Source organism: Kitasatospora sp. NPDC004614 (assembly GCF_042873675.1).
Classification (GTDB): domain Bacteria; phylum Actinomycetota; class Actinomycetes; order Streptomycetales; family Streptomycetaceae; genus Kitasatospora.
In genome coordinates this window covers 238,146-252,558 of record NZ_JBIALR010000009.1, presented here as the reverse complement: position 1 = coordinate 252,558, position 14,413 = coordinate 238,146, and the positions used below count along the sequence as shown (strand labels likewise).

The window sequence follows — 14,413 nt, the reverse complement described above, 5'->3', positions numbered from 1 at the left end:
GGTGTCCGGGATCCGCGGCAAGATTTCCCGGGACGTGGTGTCGATTCTCGCTACGGTCGTTCGTCATACCTGCGCAACCAGCCCGATCCGACGCACGAGGAGCGCACCCTTGAAGTACCTGCTGCTGATCAACACCGTCGCACCCGACTCCACCGAGGAGCAGCCGGCCGACGGGCCGACCATCGAGGAGTTCATGGCGTTCGACAAGGCCATCTGCGACGCCGGCGTCAAGCTCGACGGCAACGCGCTCGACACCTCGAACGCGACCAGCGTGCACGTCCGCGTGAACGGCGAACGCATCGTCACCGACGGGCCGTTCGCCGAAACCCGGGAGATCGTCGGCGGCTACCTGCTGATCGACGTCCCCGACCTCGACGCCGCGCTCGACTGGGCCGCCCGCTGCCCCGGGTCCAAGTACGGCAACGTCGAGGTCCGCACCGTCTGGGAGCACCACCAGTCGTGAATGAGCAGCGAGCGGCCCGCTCCGTGGAGGCGGTGTTCCGCGAAGACCGGAGCAGGCTGCTCGCTCTGCTCGCCGCCAGATTCGGCGACCTCGACCTGGCCGAGGAGACCGCCTCCGAGGCCATCGAGGCCGCACTCCAGCGGTGGCCGATCGACGGCGTGCCGGACAAGCCACTGGCCTGGCTGCTCACCACCGCACGCCGCAAGGCCATCGATCGGATCCGGCGCGACCGCACGTACGCGCAGCGGCTGGCGGAACTCCAGGTGGAGAGCGACCGGGCGGCCGTTCCCCCTGCCGGGCCGGGGTTCGACGACATCCCCGACGAGCGGCTGCAACTGTTCTTCACCTGCTGCCACCCCGCGCTCTCGCCCGAGGCCCGCACCGCGCTCACACTGCGCTTCCTCGCGGGCCTCACCACCGCCGAGGTCGCCCGCGCCTTCCTGGTCCCCACCGCGACCATGGCCCAGCGCATCGTCCGCGCGAAGAGCAAGATCCGCAGCACCCGCATCCCGTTCCGCGTCCCCGGCCCGGACGAACTGCCCGCCCGGCTCCCCAGCGTCCTGCGGGTCGTCTACCTCGTCTTCACCGAGGGCTACGCCGCCAGCTCCGGCACCGACCTGCTCCGCCCCGACCTCGCCGACGAAGCCATCCGACTTGCCCGCATCCTGCACCAACTGCTGCCCCGCGAACGCGAAGTGACCGGCCTGCTCGCGCTGCTCCTGCTCACCGACGCTCGCCGCGCGGCCCGGACCGACGCGGCGGGCAACCAGGTACTCCTCGACGAGCAGGACCGTGCCCGATGGGACACCGGCCTGATTGCCGAGGGACAGCGGCTCCTCGTCCCCGTTCTCACCGGACCGGGCGTCGGACCGTACGCCGTGCAGGCGGCGATCGCGGCGCTGCACGACGAGGCGGGCGACTTCGAGACCACCGACTGGCCGCAGATCGTCGCGCTCTACGACGTGCTGCTCGAGCTCGAACCGTCACCTCTGGTCGCACTCAACCGGGCCGTCGCCATCGCCATGTGCGACGGCTACGAGGCCGGACTCACCCTGCTGGACGACCTCACCGAGAGTGGTCAACTCCCCGGCTACCATCTGCTCCCCGCCGCCCGCGCCGACCTCCTGCGCAGGCTCGGCCGCACCACCGAAGCAGCCGCCGCCTACCGGGCCGCCCTCGCCCTCGCCGACGCCGGCAACGAACCGGAGCGGGCCACGCTCGCCCGCAGACTCGCGGAACTCACCGGTGGAAGCTGACCTCCGGGCCCGCGCGACGCAGGTGGTGGTGTGCCCGTCGGCGCGAGACCCTGCACACGAGTACGAGTACGGATGGAAGGCCGGGCTGTGCGGAAACTGATCTACGCCATGAACCTGACCCTGGACGGCTACATCGCTGCGGCGCACGACGACATCGGCTGGAGCGGACCGCCGAGCCGCGAACTGTTCCAGTGGTGGCTCGACCACGAGCGGGCGAGCGGCCTGACGCTGTACGGCCGCAAACTGTGGCAGACGATGAGCTCCTTCTGGCCGACCGGCGACCAGCGGCCGGGCGCCACCCCGGCGGAGATCGAGTTCGCGCGGAACTGGCGGGACACGCCGAAGGTGGTGTTCTCCTCGACCATCCACGAGGTCGACTGGAACACCCGCCTGGTCACCGGCGACGCGATCGCCGAGATCACTCGCCTCAAGGCCGAGGACGGCCGCCCCATGAACATCGGCGGCGCCACGCTCGCCGGCGCGGCCATGCGCGCCGGCCTGATCGACCAGTACGTGATCGCCACCCATCCGGTCCTGGTGGGCGGCGGCACGCCGTTCTTCACCGCGCTGGACAGCTGGGTGAACCTGAACCTGCTGGAGACACGGACGTTTCCCGGCGGCGTGGTCCTGACCAGGTACGGGACGAGGCGCTGAGCTCTTGCCGTTACAGGTGGAAGGCGATCTCCGGGTTGGCGGCGGTCGGGCCGTCGAGGGCCGGCCGGGGGATGCCCTTCAGCTGGAGGTCGAAGAACGCCGCGACGTACTGGCGGGTGAGCTGGATACCGCGCGCCGCTGTCATGGTGGTGCCGGGAGGCTGGGGGATGCCGAGCTCTTCGAAGAACAGCGGGTTGTCGGTGAAGGTCATGTGACTGGCGCCGGTGACCGTCAACCAGCGCTTCCAGCCGTCGAGATGGGCCCAGGTGTTGGTCCAGGTGGAGTCGTCCCCGGCTGCGTTTGCGCGGCCGACCATCAGGAATGGCTTGCCCTTGAGGCCGGTCGCCGGGACAGGGACGTCCATGCTGCCGTCGAGGTCGACGCCGGCCCGGATCCGGTCGTCGGACAGCAGGGCGGGCACGGCCGCGGCGCCGCCCGCGGAGTGACCGGCCATGCCGATCCGGGTGCGGTCGATCAGGTGGGCGTAGCGGGGGTGCGTGGTGAGTTGGTCGATGACGAAGGAGACGTCCTTCGCCCGGCCGTTCTCGATGGCTTCCCGGACGGCATCGGTGAGCGGTATCTCGCAAGCGACGCAGGTGGTGGTGTGGCCGTCGGGAAAGGTGGTGCCGGTGTTCTCGTAGGTGTGGTCGACCAGTGCGACGACGTAGCCGTGGCTGGTCAAGTCCTCGGCGAGGGCGGTGAGTTCGCTGCGCGGCATGGTGAAGCCCGGCGAGAGGACGACCAGTGGGTACCGGCCGTGCCGGGGGAAGGCGTCGGACCTGGACCAGGTGCGGGCGCCGGTGACGACCTCGGTGGGGATGGTGGTGCCGTGCAGCTTCCCGTCCAGCAGGAGCCGGGCGGCCTCGGCGGTCATGTACGGGGCCGGACCGCCGGTGCCCGGCTTGGCGGGGTAGTACATCGAGACCATGAGTTGGCGCGGGCCGGCCGACGGCACCCACGGGTCGGTCCGGCTCTGGTCGGTCAGGTGCAGGATCTGCCGCCCCACCGCGAACGGCCCGGTGGGGCGCGGGAGTTCGACGTGGAAACCCGCCGCAGGAGCGGCGAGAGCGGGTGCGGCGGCGACGGTGGACAGGGGTAGGGCGAGCAGGAGCGCAGCTGCGGCGGCGGCGCGACGGATTCGGATCACGGGCCGTACCATAGGTCGACTGCACGAAAATTGACGTCCCGTCAGAGACGTAAGTGATTCCACTGAGATGGCGAGAGGAAGCGGGCTTCGACCCCTACGGGCCAGTGTCGGGACGTTGGGGGAACGGCAACAGGCGAGAACCCGCACGCGAGTTGGGGCAGCGTGCATAGTGTGCGCATGGACCGATTCGTGAGCCCGGCACGTCTTGAGTGGTGGGCCAATTCATCGACGTGCTTCGGCGAGTTCGACATCGACATCACCGTGGTGGTCGATGAAGCGGGCGCGTGGCACGCGTCCGGCGAGCACTCCCTCGCCCTCGACGCGGATGCGCGTGAGGGCTGGTACTTCCTGATGGGGATGGACCCCCACTTCTCGCTCGCGTTTCCCGGCGAGGATCGCGGCAGCCTCATGGTGCGGGTCGACGAGATGGAGGATGGAGGGCTCGTCCTCAGGGAGGCGCCGGACTGGGACGGTTCCGTGAGTGTCCCGTTCGGTCTCTGAGTTGGTGTTCGATACCGGTTCAGGCTGCCGCGAGGGGTTTCGGGCAGAGGTGTCGCCCGGTTCTGTCCGGGTCAGCGGTCAGCCGGTCGGTCATGGAGCAGGCCACCGACGGCACCACCCTCCGCGCCCTCGCCCGCCGGCTCGGCGCGGGCGGCCGCGAATGACCGTCCCACCAGGGCCAGTTCGGCACGGACCGGTTCGACATGGGCCGTGACGGAACACCTACACCGGGTGCGCGCCCGGCCATAAGGTCGTTCCCGTGACCGAGACCGCCGCGCCACCCCCGCCCGACACCCAGAGCCAGACGCTTCGCCAACTGCTGGGCGAACCCGCCTGGACGGCGATGCTCGACGGCGCACTGGTGCGCCGCCACCCCATCGGTTCCACGCTGCTCAGGCAGGGCGAAACGGGGCAGCACGTCCTGGCGCTGCTCGGCGGCGTCGCGAAGGTGCTGCGGCGCGAACACAGCGGCGAACTCACCCTGTTGGCGTTTCGCGGGCCCGGCGAACTGCTCGGCGAAGTGGCCGTCCTCGACGGCGGTACCCGGTCGGCGAACGTGCTCTCGATCACCGACTGCACGGTCGCCGTCCTCGCCAAACCGACGTTCCTGCACATCGTCGCCGCCCAGAACCTGTACCCCGTCCTGGTCCGCTACGCCCTCGCCCGCCTGCGCGAGTCCGACCTCGCCCGGGCCGGCGGTGACATACTGCCCCGCCTCGCCGCCGCCCTGCTCACCCTCGCCGACCTCTCCGCCGCACCGCCCGGCGGACCCGTCGAACTCGCCCTCACCCGCGAGGAGTTGGCCCAGCACCTCGGCGTCTCCCGGAACACCGTCAGCACCGGCCTGGGTGAACTCGCCCCGCTCGGCGTGCAGAGCGCCCGGAAGCGCGTCCTGCTCACCGACCTGCCCGCGCTGCGCCGTGCGGCTCCACGGCATTGACCAGCCGTCAGCCATGCTGTGACGCCCGTCACTCTCCTTTCGCACTGCGCGAGCACACCGCCTCGCGCGAACTCGGGAAGCTGGAGGCACTTCGTCCGCACAAGAAGATTCCGAGGTGCCGCCATGACCCAGTACGACCAGTACGACCAGTACGACGAGCACGAGCCGATGCGCCGCCCGTACGACCGGCCGCTGCCGCAGGCCAGCGCCCTGCCGCACAGTCGCAGCCGCCAACTGCCGCCCTACCGGGGGCTCGTGGCCGTCGACGCCAAGGACTTCACCGGGTACCCCGCGATCGAGCACGGGGTGATCAGCCGGGCCGTGCCGGAACTGCTGGAGCGCTCCTTCGAACGGGCCGGCCTGGCCCACGTCTGGGACGACCGGCGGTTCCCCGCGTCCACCGGCGACGGCTACATCTTCGGCTTCGACCCGGCCTGGATGCCGTTCCTGATCCACCCCTGGCTGCACACCCTGCAGGACGTGCTGACCGAGTTCAACGTCCACTCGGCCGGCGCCGTCCGCACCCGGCTCCGGGTCAGCCTGCACATCGGCCCGCTGCCCGACACCGGCGACGAGTTCGACGGCAACGGCACCCCGCGCAACGACACCCACCGGCTGCTCGACTCCCGCCCCGTCAAGGCGATGTTGGCCGCGTCCAGCGAAAGCATCACCCACGTCGCCGCGATCCTCTCCGACCGCTGCTACCAGGACGCCGTCGCCTCCGGCTACACCGGCCGCCACCCCGACCACTTCGTCGAGGTCCCCGCCACCGTCGAGGGCAAGCGCTTCGACCAGCGCGCCTGGCTGTACGTCCCGATGCCCTCCGGCAACCTCTACGACCGCCGCATCCTCGGCGACCGCGTCGTCGACGAACACGAATCCGCGAAGTCCGCCGCGGACACCGACGAGCGGGGCGTCGGTCGGCCCGCGCGGTCCCACGTCACCCAGCGGGCCGACCGGGGCATCATCAACTCCGGTACCGTGCACGGCGGTCAGAGCGTCACCAACACCGGCCGCGACAGCATCGGCGGGGACCGGTTCGGCGGGGACAAGATCGGCGGCGACCGCCTCGGCATCGCCGGTGACTACGTCGGCGGTAACAAGTCCGGCACCGTGAACGGCAACCAGGCCGGTACGGTCCACGGCAACCAGGGTGACACCGTGCGCGGCAACAAGAAGGAGAAGCGCCGGTGACCGCGCCCGATGCCGGACCCCTCGAACAGGCGGCGGAATCCTTCGCGGACGACCCCGACGAGGAGATGTACGACGACGAGTTCGCCGACCGGTTCGCGGAGCACCTCGCGGGCGGGCAGCCGTTCATCTACGCCCCCAACGGCAGCATCAACACCGGCTCCGTGTACGGCGGCCAGCGGGTGAAGAACGTCGGCGCATCGGTCGGCGGCCCCGGGCCGCGCCGCGTCGAGGCCTTCGAAGGGCCGATCACGGAGGCGGAGATCCTCGACGCGCGGTTCGGATTCGCCGAACCCGACTGGTTCCGGCAGGCGCTGTCCGAACTCTCCACCCGGATCCTGTTCCTGACCGGCGAGCCCGGCAGCGGACGCCGCACCGCCGCGCTCAACCTGCTGTACCGGCACAGCGGCCACAGCCTGGACCTGCGCGCTCTCGACAGCGGCGTGGACCTGTCCTCCTGGCGGCCCACCCACACCAAGGTGCGGGGCTACCTGGTGAACGGCCTACTGCCTCAACAGGCTTTCGGGCCCGCGGTGTTGGCGAACCTGCGCGCCAAGCTCAAGGACGCCGGCGCCTGCATGGTGATCGTCCTGCCCAACGAGCCGAGCAGGCTCCGCAGCCTCACCCGCGAGCTGCACGTCGAGCCGATCCGCTGCACGCCGCCCACACCCAGCAAGGTCTTCAACGCCCGCCTGGCCGCCACCGTCCCGTCCGAGCAGCGCCGCAACCGTTTGGAGGACCGGTTCAGGCCGCTACTGACCAGCGAGCTGACGCCCAGTCAGGTCGCCGAACTGGTCGCCGAAGTGGCCGCCGGCGGGGACGACGGCCCTGACCCCGAGGCGCTGCGCGAGCGCCTCAGCTACCTCGCCGAGGACGAGGTGCCGGAACTGCTCGACCGGCTCCGCAACGACCCCGACGGCCTGGCACTCCTGCTGGCCATCAGCGTCCTCGAAGGGCTCGATCACCGGATCGTCCAGGACGAGGCCAGGCGGCTCGTGGCCCTGGCCGACGGGCGACTCGACGCCGTCCTGACCGGCGAGGACGAAGGTGCCAAGCGCAGCACCCGTCCCAACCCGAAGTTCGTGCTGCGCCGCCCGCTCGAAGAGCTCCTCAGGATGGTGCGCGCCGAGTGCGGGCCGCCGGAGATCCGCAACACCTCCGGCTTCAACTACACGGTAGAACCAGTGCACTTCACCCGGCACCGACAGAGCGAGACCGTGCTGCGTCACCTGTGGCGGCAGTACGGCGGGTCGTCCGAACTGCTCACCGAGTGGATGGACACCATCCCCGGCAGGGACAGCGACCTCGCCGAGCGGGTCGGCCGGGTGATGGGCCTGGCCGCCAGCTGGGGCGGCGGCCGGCGGGCGCTGCGCCACATCGAGACACTGGCCGACTCGGACCGGGCCCGCAGTCGGAGCGCCGCCGCCTACGCGCTCGGCATCGCCGCGCAGGAACCGGTGCTCGCCAGTGAGGTCAAGTACCGTCTGGATCAGTGGAGTTACCAGGCCGGCAAGTACCGGCGCTGGACGGTCGCCCGAGCCTGCGGAACGGACTTCGGTCTCGCCCGGCCGGAGGTGGCGCTCACCATGCTGCACCGCTGCTACCGGGGCCGGGACGGCGACGAGGCCGGTGTGGCGGGCGAAGTGGGCAGGGCGTTGTCCGCGCTCTTCGCGGCTGGCAACGAGGAACTCGTGTTTCGCGCCCTCACCACTTGGGCCGAGCGGCCCGGTGGTGACGCGGATCTCCTCCTGTGGGTCTTCCCCAGCCTGATGTACTGCGACGATTCCTGGTTCCAGCGGCATCTGACCACCGTCACCGAGCACACCGCCACCGTCCTCGCCCTGGTCCGCCAACTCCTCGATGACGAGCGCCACTTCCGCACCATCTGCTTCGCCCTGCTCTACTGGTGTCGCACCGCTGTTTGGGACGAGGAGTTCCGGCCGGCGGTCGAGGCCCTGCTGTCCGCCCTCGCCCAGGACATGCGGCACGGCGTCTTCGCCCTGTTCGTCGAGATCGACCGCTACGACGGCGACCTGGCCGGCCGTCACATCGCCCGCCAGGCCCTGGAGGACTGGCGCCGCGGAACTCCGCGCACCAACCGCCAAGCGGCCAACGGCAGTTATCCCGCATCACCGGACGGAGGATCCGATGTCCACTGAGAACGACGCACCGCTGTACGTCCGGGCCCCGCGCGCCCTGTGGCGGGAGGTGCTACGCCACCGCTGGTCCGCGCCGCGCAACCGGGCGCTGGTCCTGCGCGACCGCAGCGGCGGCTTCCACCGGGCCGGGGCCGACCCGAGCGGCCCGGCCCTCGGCAAGTTCCCGGCCGCCCGGCTGCGCCTGCGCGACTACGACCAGGCGTACCACGTCGACCTCGACCAGCGCATCGGCTCCCGCACCGTCGGTCTGCCGACCGGTCGCGGCACCGCATCGACCGACGTCCGGGTGCTGTGGTGGGCGGACGACGCCGCGCAGGTGGTGCGCAGCGGCACGCTGTACGGCTGGCACCCGGTCCGCAAGGAGCTCGAACGGTGCCTGGGGCACATCGGCGACGAGTACGCCGCCGTCGGAAAGCGGGTCACCGCCGACGTCCTGCTTCAGTACCTCGGCGGGCCGCGCCGCCTGCCCGATCACGGCCTGGTGTACCGCGTCACGGACGTCTCCACCCGTGAGGACGCGGAGGAACTGCGGCTCGGCGAACCGGTGGAGGCGGGTGCGCCGTACCCGTGGACCGACAGCCGGGAGGAGTACGAGTTCTGCAAGCAGGCCGTCCAGGAGGGCCCCGTCTCGCTCGCCGCGCTCTGGCTGGTGCGCCATCCGGAGCAGGTCAGTCAGGTGCTGGACTGGGCGGTCGGCCACGCCGACCTGATTCGCGGCGAGACGACCTGGCAGGACCAACTGGCGGGCCTGCTCGGCAAACTGCCGCAGCAGGAGCAGGACGAGCTCTCCCTGCTGCTGCACGACCGGCTGTCCGCACTCGGCCGCCGCGTCCCCGGCCCGACGCCGCCACCCGCTCCGCAGACGCCGCCACCCGGCCACGACTGGACCGGCGGCGGCCTGAACGGCCGGGTGGCCGGTGACCGGCTGAACGGGGTGGCGCGGTGATGCGGTTACCCGTCCGGCATCGCACGACCGCGGCGGCGTTGCGTCGGCGGCGGGATGGCGCGCACGTGGGGCCGGCGTCGCGCAGCGCACGGGCGGTGGCAGCCATGGAACGGCTGGCGGCGGCCAACAGCGCCGAGCTCGGCCGGGCCGACGCGAAGGCCGCGGTGCTGCTGGGCTTCACGGGTGCGGCGTTCGGGGCGTTCCTCCCGTTGAGCCGCGACGGCGGTGGCGGGTCCTGGCCCGCGCACCTGCTGTGGTGGACGACGGCGATGAGTGCGCTGCTGGCCGTTGCGTGCTTCGTCGCCGCGATCGTGCCGCGCCGCCGCCGGGGGCGGTCCAGGGCGACCGGCGCGCCCGGCTACTTCGAGCACATCACCGCGGCGGACGGCGCCGAGCGGCTGGGCGGCGAGTTCGAGGCGTCCGGGCGGGATCCGGGGCGGGCATTGCTGTCCTCGCTGATCGGGACCAGTGCGATCATCCGTTCGAAGTACCGCTGGATCGAGGCGGGCACGACGCTGCTGCTGCTCGCCCTGATGCAGTTCGGCGCGGTGCTGCGGCCGGTCTGACACGCCGCAGCCCCGGCCTGGTCGGGCCGGGGCTGCGGGTGGGTGCCGGGGTGGTCAGGCGGCGGCGGGGGCCGGGAGGTCGAGGCCGCGGGTGGTGACCAGGTGGGCGGTGCCGTCCACCAGGCGGTAGGAGAGGCCGACGACGGCGGTGCGTCCGGCGTCGACCGCGTCGGAGAGGATGCGCGAGCGCTCCATCAGCAGGGCGACGGTGTGCCTTATGTGCTCGTTGATGAAGTGGGAGTTGTCGGTGTGTCCGGCGGCGTTCGCGGCGAGCACGCTCGGGGTGACCCGTTCGATCACGTCGCGGACGAAGCCCTCGCCGGTGGCGCCGGCGGCGACCGCCTCGCGGGTGGCGGCGACGGCGCCGCAGGAGTCGTGCCCGAGGACCACGACCAGCGGGGTGCCCAGCAGGCTCACGCCGTATTCGATGCTGCCGAGCACCTCGGGACCGAGCACGTGGCCGGCGGTGCGGACCACGAACAGGTCACCGAGGCCCTGGTCGAAGATGATCTCGGCGGCGAGTCGGGAGTCGGAGCAGCCGAACAGCACCGCGAACGGTGCCTGCGCCGGCGCCGTCTGGGTGCGGCGGGCCGCATCCTGGTTCGGGTGGTAGGGGCTACCGGCGACGAACCTGCCATTGCCCGCCAGCAGCATCTCGAAGGCTTCCCGGGGAGTGAGGTTCGCGGCGTCTGTCATGCCCGCAGACTACGTCCCCCGGCTAGGGGCAGGCTCGTCCGGGCCACCTCCTGGACGCGCCGGAGCCGCTCACGGAACGGGACGAACCGGTCGAAAATGGCCGGAATCGTTCGGATATCGGTGTGGCGGCGGCGATAATTATGCAGGAACTGCGCCGTTGGTGCGGACACCATCGATCCCGCCGGCCGGCCGCGAACGCGTTGACGATGCACCGGGCCGGCACCGCTCAGTAGCAGCGGTACTCGCGGTAGCCCTCGGTGGTCTCGCCGTAGTTGTTGCGGAACACCACGTTGTAGTGGCCGTACCGGGCCCCGTTGCCGCCGGTGAACGTGTACGCCAGGGTCTGCACGAACCCGCCGTTGCCGTAGTAGTTGGTGTAGTAGTCCGGGCAGCCCATGCCCGTCAGGTCGGCGATCCCCGCGGCGGAGGCGGTGCCGGTCATTCCGGCCACCAGCGCACCCCCGAGGGCGAGAGCGGACATGGCCTTGGCGGCGCGGCGGACGGGCACGGGGGCTCCTCTGGGTAGGGAGGTTCGGGGCGGCCGTGGGTGGGCCGGGAGGGATCTTGCCGGGGTTGAGTTGAGCGCGTCAATGGTATGTACCAATTGGCGCCGGAGGATGGCTGGAATCGGACTCGCGGCGCGGTGGCGTGCCCTCGGCAGCGAGGGAGGGCCGCTCGGGATGCCGGGCCGAGCTGCGCCAACTCCTCGGCGAGGCCGCCCCGTCGGGCCGCTTCGCCGTCCGGCCGCTTCGCCGTCGGGCGGCCGAGCGTCGAGCGTCGAGCGCGGAACTCCGTGGCGAGGTGGCAATCGGGTCCGGCATCATCCCCGTGTGATCATCATGCAGCCCGTTCTGGAGATCTTCGCCGACGACGACTTCACGCTCTGGCCAGTCGGCAACCACGAGCCGTACGGGGTCCTGGCACTGAACGGGAAGTTGACGCCGGCGGAGGTCGGCACGGCAGTCAAGCGGATCGCCGACTGCAACGACTTCGAGCCGGAGGAAGAGCACGGGCCGTGCCCGACCGATCCGCTCGGTATGTTCCTGCACGGGCTGCTCACCATGCCGGACCTGTTCGCCGCCGGCGGCCTCCGGTTGACCGACACCGCGACCGGCACCGTTTTCGAGCCCGGCTGCTGCAACGGGCTGGAGACCTGGCGGGACTGGCTGGACGCGCTGGAGGTCGGGGGCAGCGCCACCTTCGGCCACGACCCGTCCCCGCTGGCCGAACGCGTTGGCGGCACCGTCCGGCTGACGCTCGACGCCGAGGCCGAGAGCGCCGGCCCGGTGATCGAACTGCCGGTGGACGAGGTACGCGCACTCGTCGCCGGCGCCGAGCAGGACCTGCGGGACTTCCTCGGGCTTGCCGCAGCCTGGGCCGAGCAGCACCTGCCGACCCACGCCGCCGCTGTCACCGCAGCCCTGTCCCGAGCGCTGGACCTGGACCAGGACCTGGAGCTCGCCGAATGACCAGCTTCCGGACCCACCGGGCCCGCGTGCACGACGACCGGCTCCCCGTCCACCGGCGGCACAGCGCGCTGCGCACCTGCGTCACCGAATTCGCCCCCTACGGCTTCCGTGCGACCTACCACCACCTCACCCTCAGCGCCCGCATCCCCCGGCGCCTGGAGGCGGACCCGGACTCGCTGCTGCGGGCAGTGGAGGAACTGCACGAGGCCAGGCTGCTGTGGCGCGAGCGGGCGGAGCAGTTCGCAGAGCAACGCCGCGCGGAGAAGCGGGCCGGGCGGCGGGCCGTACCGAACCCCCGGCCGTGGTGGCTGTGGAACGGGTCGGAGAATTGGCCGGAGCGCGTCTGGTGCGACGACCCGTTCCGCCACCCGTCGCTGCACCTGGCCGCGTACGTCCGGCGCCAGAACGCGCTCCTCGACGGCGCCGAACTCCCCGGCTGCCCGGCCTGCGGGGACGAGGGCGCGCCGACATCGCACGCGACCGGGCACGGCTGGATCGAGCTGTGCGCCCGCTGCTCGTGGGTGACGGCACCATGCCCGTGCGGGCGGTGGCACCCGCTCGAGCCCACGGTCACGAACAGCTGGCCCGCGATCTGGCGGCGGGCGCACATGGGCGATGATGGCAGGCCCAACCCGCACTGGCCCGCGAGCTGATGCACGCGTCCCCCGCACCCCGAACGACAGGAACTGACCCGTGAGTCTCCTCGTACACACCTTCCTCCGCGCCGCCGACGGCGGATGCGACTTCCTGGAGGACCCCGCGTACGGCAAGACCCTGGCCGGTTTCGAGAGCACCCGGAAGCGGCTCTGGGGATCCGAGGCGATGCGGGACCTGGGCGCCCGGTTCTTCCCGCGGCTCGACGGCTACGACCTCTACGCGGAGCCGGACGAGATCGACGAGTTCCTCGCCGAGTGCGACCTCGTCCGCCCGCATCTCGACCAGCTGGCCGCGCAGGGCGGTTACGACGCCGACTACGTCGCCGAGCGGTTCGACAACATCGTCGCTGCCGCGCGCCGCGCCAAGGCGGTGGGCGGCGGGATCGTCGTCTGGTAGTCATGCCGGGTACATGGCCGGGGCGGGTGTTGGCGGGCGGGGTTACGGTCTCGGCCCATGGGGTTCTCGGGATCTTTTGTCGTGGCGCGGGTCGACCGGCCGTTGAACGAGTTGGCATCGGTTCGGGCAGCGGGTGCGCCGCTCTACTGGTTGGCCACGGACGGGGCGTGGCAGATCCTTCAGATGCACACGGACGACAAGACCCCGGACGCGATCGTCGCGGAGACGGGGGGTCCGGTGCTTGAGATGCACGTCCACGACAGCGACCTCGCCTGGGTGGAGGCCAAGGGTCTGGCCGACCTGGGTTGGCGCGGTGTGCTGTCTCCGGAAATGGCGCGGGATCACCAGGTCCCCGAGTGGTGGATCGGCGAGCCCGACGAGGTCGGCCGCAAGGCCGTGGCCTGGGCGGAGGAGGCCGGGCTGCGGCCCGATCCGGCCGCCGTTCGGGCTGCCCTGGTCGCGGAGAGCGACCCGTTTGCTGAGGACTTGATATTCGCCCTGGTCAAGGCCATGGGCCTCAGGTTCGGTCCTGGCGAGAACCTGATACTCAGCTAGGGCATGCCTGAACGGCGGTGCGGGGACGGCCCGTTGGGCTTCCGCCGTCAGGCGGGTTGGCGGTAGAGGACGGCCGTCGCCGCCGTGATGGTGGCGGCGAGGAGAAGCGCCCAGGGGAGGTGGTGGTGCAGGACGAGGAGGGCGCCCGGGGCGGTGCCGGCGGTCATGGTGAGGGTGGCGAGGACGCGGCGGCGCTGGTGGGGGGAGTGGTGGCCGGCCAGGCGGGTGTCGGCGGCGAGGCCGGTGAGGGTCATGGTCAGGACGGTGGTGGTGAGGTCGGGGACGCCGAGGCTGCGGACGGTGGCGTTGCGCAGTCCCATGGCGACGGCGAGCAGGGCGATCACGCCGTACTGCACGGCGCCGCCGGTGCCCACGGCGAAGGCCACGGCTGCGGCGGCGAGGTGGAGCAGGGTTTCGGCGGCGAGGGCCGGTCGGAGGCGGCCGGTGGTGAGGCGTCCGCCGAGGGCCGCACCGAGCAGGAACGCGCCGAGCGAGGTGAGTGAGCCGAGGGTGGAGAATCCGGGCGCGCCGGCCAGCGCGAAGCCGATGACGACCACGTTGCCCGTCATGTTGGCGGCGAACACGTGGTCGAGCCCGAGGTAGCTGACGGCGTCGATCAGTCCGCTCACCGCCGTGAGCCCGAACAGTGCGAGGGCCAGCGGGTCGCCGTCCTCGGTGGCCGCGCCGATCGGCCGGGAAGGCGGCGGGTTTGCGGCGGACGCGGGCACGGCTCCTCCGGGGCGGACGGACTGGCGGCTGGTCAGTAGCCTGCCAGGGCACCGCCGCACACCGATGGACCCCACAAGCGGCCGACACG

Annotated in this window: 17 protein-coding genes; 13 read left to right on the top strand and 4 right to left on the bottom strand. The window is 71.5% G+C overall.

The window, feature by feature from the left end; all coding sequences use genetic code 11:
• Nucleotides 1-109: 109 nt before the first annotated feature.
• From ACFYST_RS20985 to ACFYST_RS20975, 3 genes are all read left to right on the top strand, one after another.
• Nucleotides 110-463 (top strand): YciI family protein, encoded by a 354-nt coding sequence (locus tag ACFYST_RS20985; RefSeq protein WP_387864371.1) that lies wholly within the window; start codon nt 110-112, stop codon nt 461-463.
• The gene (locus ACFYST_RS20980) at nt 460-1,719 is read left to right on the top strand and encodes an RNA polymerase sigma factor (protein ID WP_387864369.1); all 1,260 of its coding nucleotides are present in this window, start codon (nt 460-462) and stop codon (nt 1,717-1,719) included. The genes ACFYST_RS20985 and ACFYST_RS20980 overlap by 4 nt, the downstream gene beginning before the upstream one ends.
• An 87-nt stretch (nt 1,720-1,806) precedes the next feature.
• Entirely contained in the window at nt 1,807-2,373 is a 567-nt protein-coding gene (locus tag ACFYST_RS20975; RefSeq protein ID WP_387864366.1) for a dihydrofolate reductase family protein, read from the top strand.
• A gap of 10 nt (nt 2,374-2,383) precedes the next feature.
• Here ACFYST_RS20975 and ACFYST_RS20970 read toward each other — a convergent pair whose 3' ends face one another.
• Nucleotides 2,384-3,520, bottom strand: a complete 1,137-nt coding sequence (locus ACFYST_RS20970) for an alpha/beta hydrolase family protein (protein ID WP_387864363.1) — start codon at nt 3,518-3,520, stop codon at nt 2,384-2,386.
• A gap of 177 nt (nt 3,521-3,697) precedes the next feature.
• On the opposite strand from ACFYST_RS20970, the gene ACFYST_RS20965 reads away from it, so the two are divergent.
• The 6 genes from ACFYST_RS20965 to ACFYST_RS20940 all read left to right on the top strand — a co-directional run bounded on the left by ACFYST_RS20965 (nt 3,698) and on the right by ACFYST_RS20940 (nt 9,823).
• Nucleotides 3,698-4,021 carry a hypothetical protein gene (locus ACFYST_RS20965; RefSeq protein WP_387864361.1) on the top strand — a complete coding sequence of 108 codons (324 nt, stop codon included), beginning with the start codon at nt 3,698-3,700 and terminating at the stop codon, nt 4,019-4,021.
• A 259-nt stretch (nt 4,022-4,280) separates the two neighbouring features.
• Nucleotides 4,281-4,961 (top strand): Crp/Fnr family transcriptional regulator, encoded by a 681-nt coding sequence (locus ACFYST_RS20960; RefSeq protein ID WP_387647150.1) that lies wholly within the window; start codon nt 4,281-4,283, stop codon nt 4,959-4,961.
• Between the two features lie 168 nt (nt 4,962-5,129).
• A complete protein-coding gene (locus ACFYST_RS20955; RefSeq protein WP_387864413.1) occupies nt 5,130-6,155 on the top strand; it encodes a hypothetical protein in 1,026 nt (341 codons plus the stop codon).
• The gene (locus ACFYST_RS20950; RefSeq protein WP_387864359.1) at nt 6,152-8,311 is read left to right on the top strand and encodes a hypothetical protein; all 2,160 of its coding nucleotides are present in this window, start codon (nt 6,152-6,154) and stop codon (nt 8,309-8,311) included. Before ACFYST_RS20955 ends, ACFYST_RS20950 begins: the two co-directional genes overlap by 4 nt.
• Nucleotides 8,301-9,257, top strand: coding sequence for a hypothetical protein (locus ACFYST_RS20945; protein ID WP_387864357.1), 957 nt, complete (start codon nt 8,301-8,303; stop codon nt 9,255-9,257). The genes ACFYST_RS20950 and ACFYST_RS20945 overlap by 11 nt, the downstream gene beginning before the upstream one ends.
• 104 nt (nt 9,258-9,361) lie before the next feature.
• On the top strand, nt 9,362-9,823 hold the full coding sequence (locus tag ACFYST_RS20940) for a Pycsar system effector family protein (protein WP_387864412.1): 462 nt from the start codon (nt 9,362-9,364) through the stop codon (nt 9,821-9,823).
• 54 nt (nt 9,824-9,877) lie between these two features.
• Here ACFYST_RS20940 and ACFYST_RS20935 read toward each other — a convergent pair whose 3' ends face one another.
• Together ACFYST_RS20935 and ACFYST_RS20930 are read right to left on the bottom strand one after the other, a co-directional pair.
• Nucleotides 9,878-10,519 (bottom strand): carbonic anhydrase, encoded by a 642-nt coding sequence (locus ACFYST_RS20935; RefSeq protein ID WP_387647140.1) that lies wholly within the window; start codon nt 10,517-10,519, stop codon nt 9,878-9,880.
• A gap of 226 nt (nt 10,520-10,745) precedes the next feature.
• Nucleotides 10,746-11,027, bottom strand: coding sequence for a hypothetical protein (locus ACFYST_RS20930; protein ID WP_387864354.1), 282 nt, complete (start codon nt 11,025-11,027; stop codon nt 10,746-10,748).
• A 331-nt stretch (nt 11,028-11,358) separates the two neighbouring features.
• Between ACFYST_RS20930 and ACFYST_RS20925 the strand changes: the two genes are divergently transcribed.
• The 4 genes from ACFYST_RS20925 to ACFYST_RS20910 are packed head-to-tail and all read left to right on the top strand — an operon-like array spanning nt 11,359 to nt 13,596.
• Nucleotides 11,359-11,988 (top strand): hypothetical protein, encoded by a 630-nt coding sequence (locus ACFYST_RS20925; protein ID WP_387864410.1) that lies wholly within the window; start codon nt 11,359-11,361, stop codon nt 11,986-11,988.
• The gene (locus tag ACFYST_RS20920) at nt 11,985-12,641 is read left to right on the top strand and encodes a hypothetical protein (protein ID WP_387647135.1); all 657 of its coding nucleotides are present in this window, start codon (nt 11,985-11,987) and stop codon (nt 12,639-12,641) included. The genes ACFYST_RS20925 and ACFYST_RS20920 overlap by 4 nt, the downstream gene beginning before the upstream one ends.
• A gap of 40 nt (nt 12,642-12,681) precedes the next feature.
• The gene (locus ACFYST_RS20915; protein WP_387864353.1) at nt 12,682-13,041 is read left to right on the top strand and encodes a hypothetical protein; all 360 of its coding nucleotides are present in this window, start codon (nt 12,682-12,684) and stop codon (nt 13,039-13,041) included.
• A 57-nt stretch (nt 13,042-13,098) separates the two neighbouring features.
• Nucleotides 13,099-13,596 (top strand): hypothetical protein, encoded by a 498-nt coding sequence (locus tag ACFYST_RS20910; protein WP_387864350.1) that lies wholly within the window; start codon nt 13,099-13,101, stop codon nt 13,594-13,596.
• Between the two features lie 47 nt (nt 13,597-13,643).
• Here the strand turns inward: ACFYST_RS20910 and ACFYST_RS20905 are convergent, their stop codons facing one another.
• Complete coding sequence (locus ACFYST_RS20905; protein ID WP_387864349.1) at nt 13,644-14,324, bottom strand: YoaK family protein; 681 nt, start codon at nt 14,322-14,324, stop codon at nt 13,644-13,646.
• Nucleotides 14,325-14,413 lie beyond the last annotated feature (89 nt).

Coding starts and splice junctions, on each gene's coding strand:
- ACFYST_RS20965 (WP_387864361.1), top strand. CDS start 3,698: ATGGACCGATTCGTGAGCCCGGCACGTCTTGAGTGGTGGGCCAATTCA.
- ACFYST_RS20955 (WP_387864413.1), top strand. CDS start 5,130: ATGCGCCGCCCGTACGACCGGCCGCTGCCGCAGGCCAGCGCCCTGCCG.
- ACFYST_RS20945 (WP_387864357.1), top strand. CDS start 8,301: ATGTCCACTGAGAACGACGCACCGCTGTACGTCCGGGCCCCGCGCGCC.
- ACFYST_RS20940 (WP_387864412.1), top strand. CDS start 9,362: ATGGAACGGCTGGCGGCGGCCAACAGCGCCGAGCTCGGCCGGGCCGAC.
- ACFYST_RS20935 (WP_387647140.1), bottom strand. CDS start 10,519: ATGACAGACGCCGCGAACCTCACTCCCCGGGAAGCCTTCGAGATGCTG.
- ACFYST_RS20925 (WP_387864410.1), top strand. CDS start 11,359: ATGCAGCCCGTTCTGGAGATCTTCGCCGACGACGACTTCACGCTCTGG.
- ACFYST_RS20920 (WP_387647135.1), top strand. CDS start 11,985: ATGACCAGCTTCCGGACCCACCGGGCCCGCGTGCACGACGACCGGCTC.
- ACFYST_RS20910 (WP_387864350.1), top strand. CDS start 13,099: ATGGGGTTCTCGGGATCTTTTGTCGTGGCGCGGGTCGACCGGCCGTTG.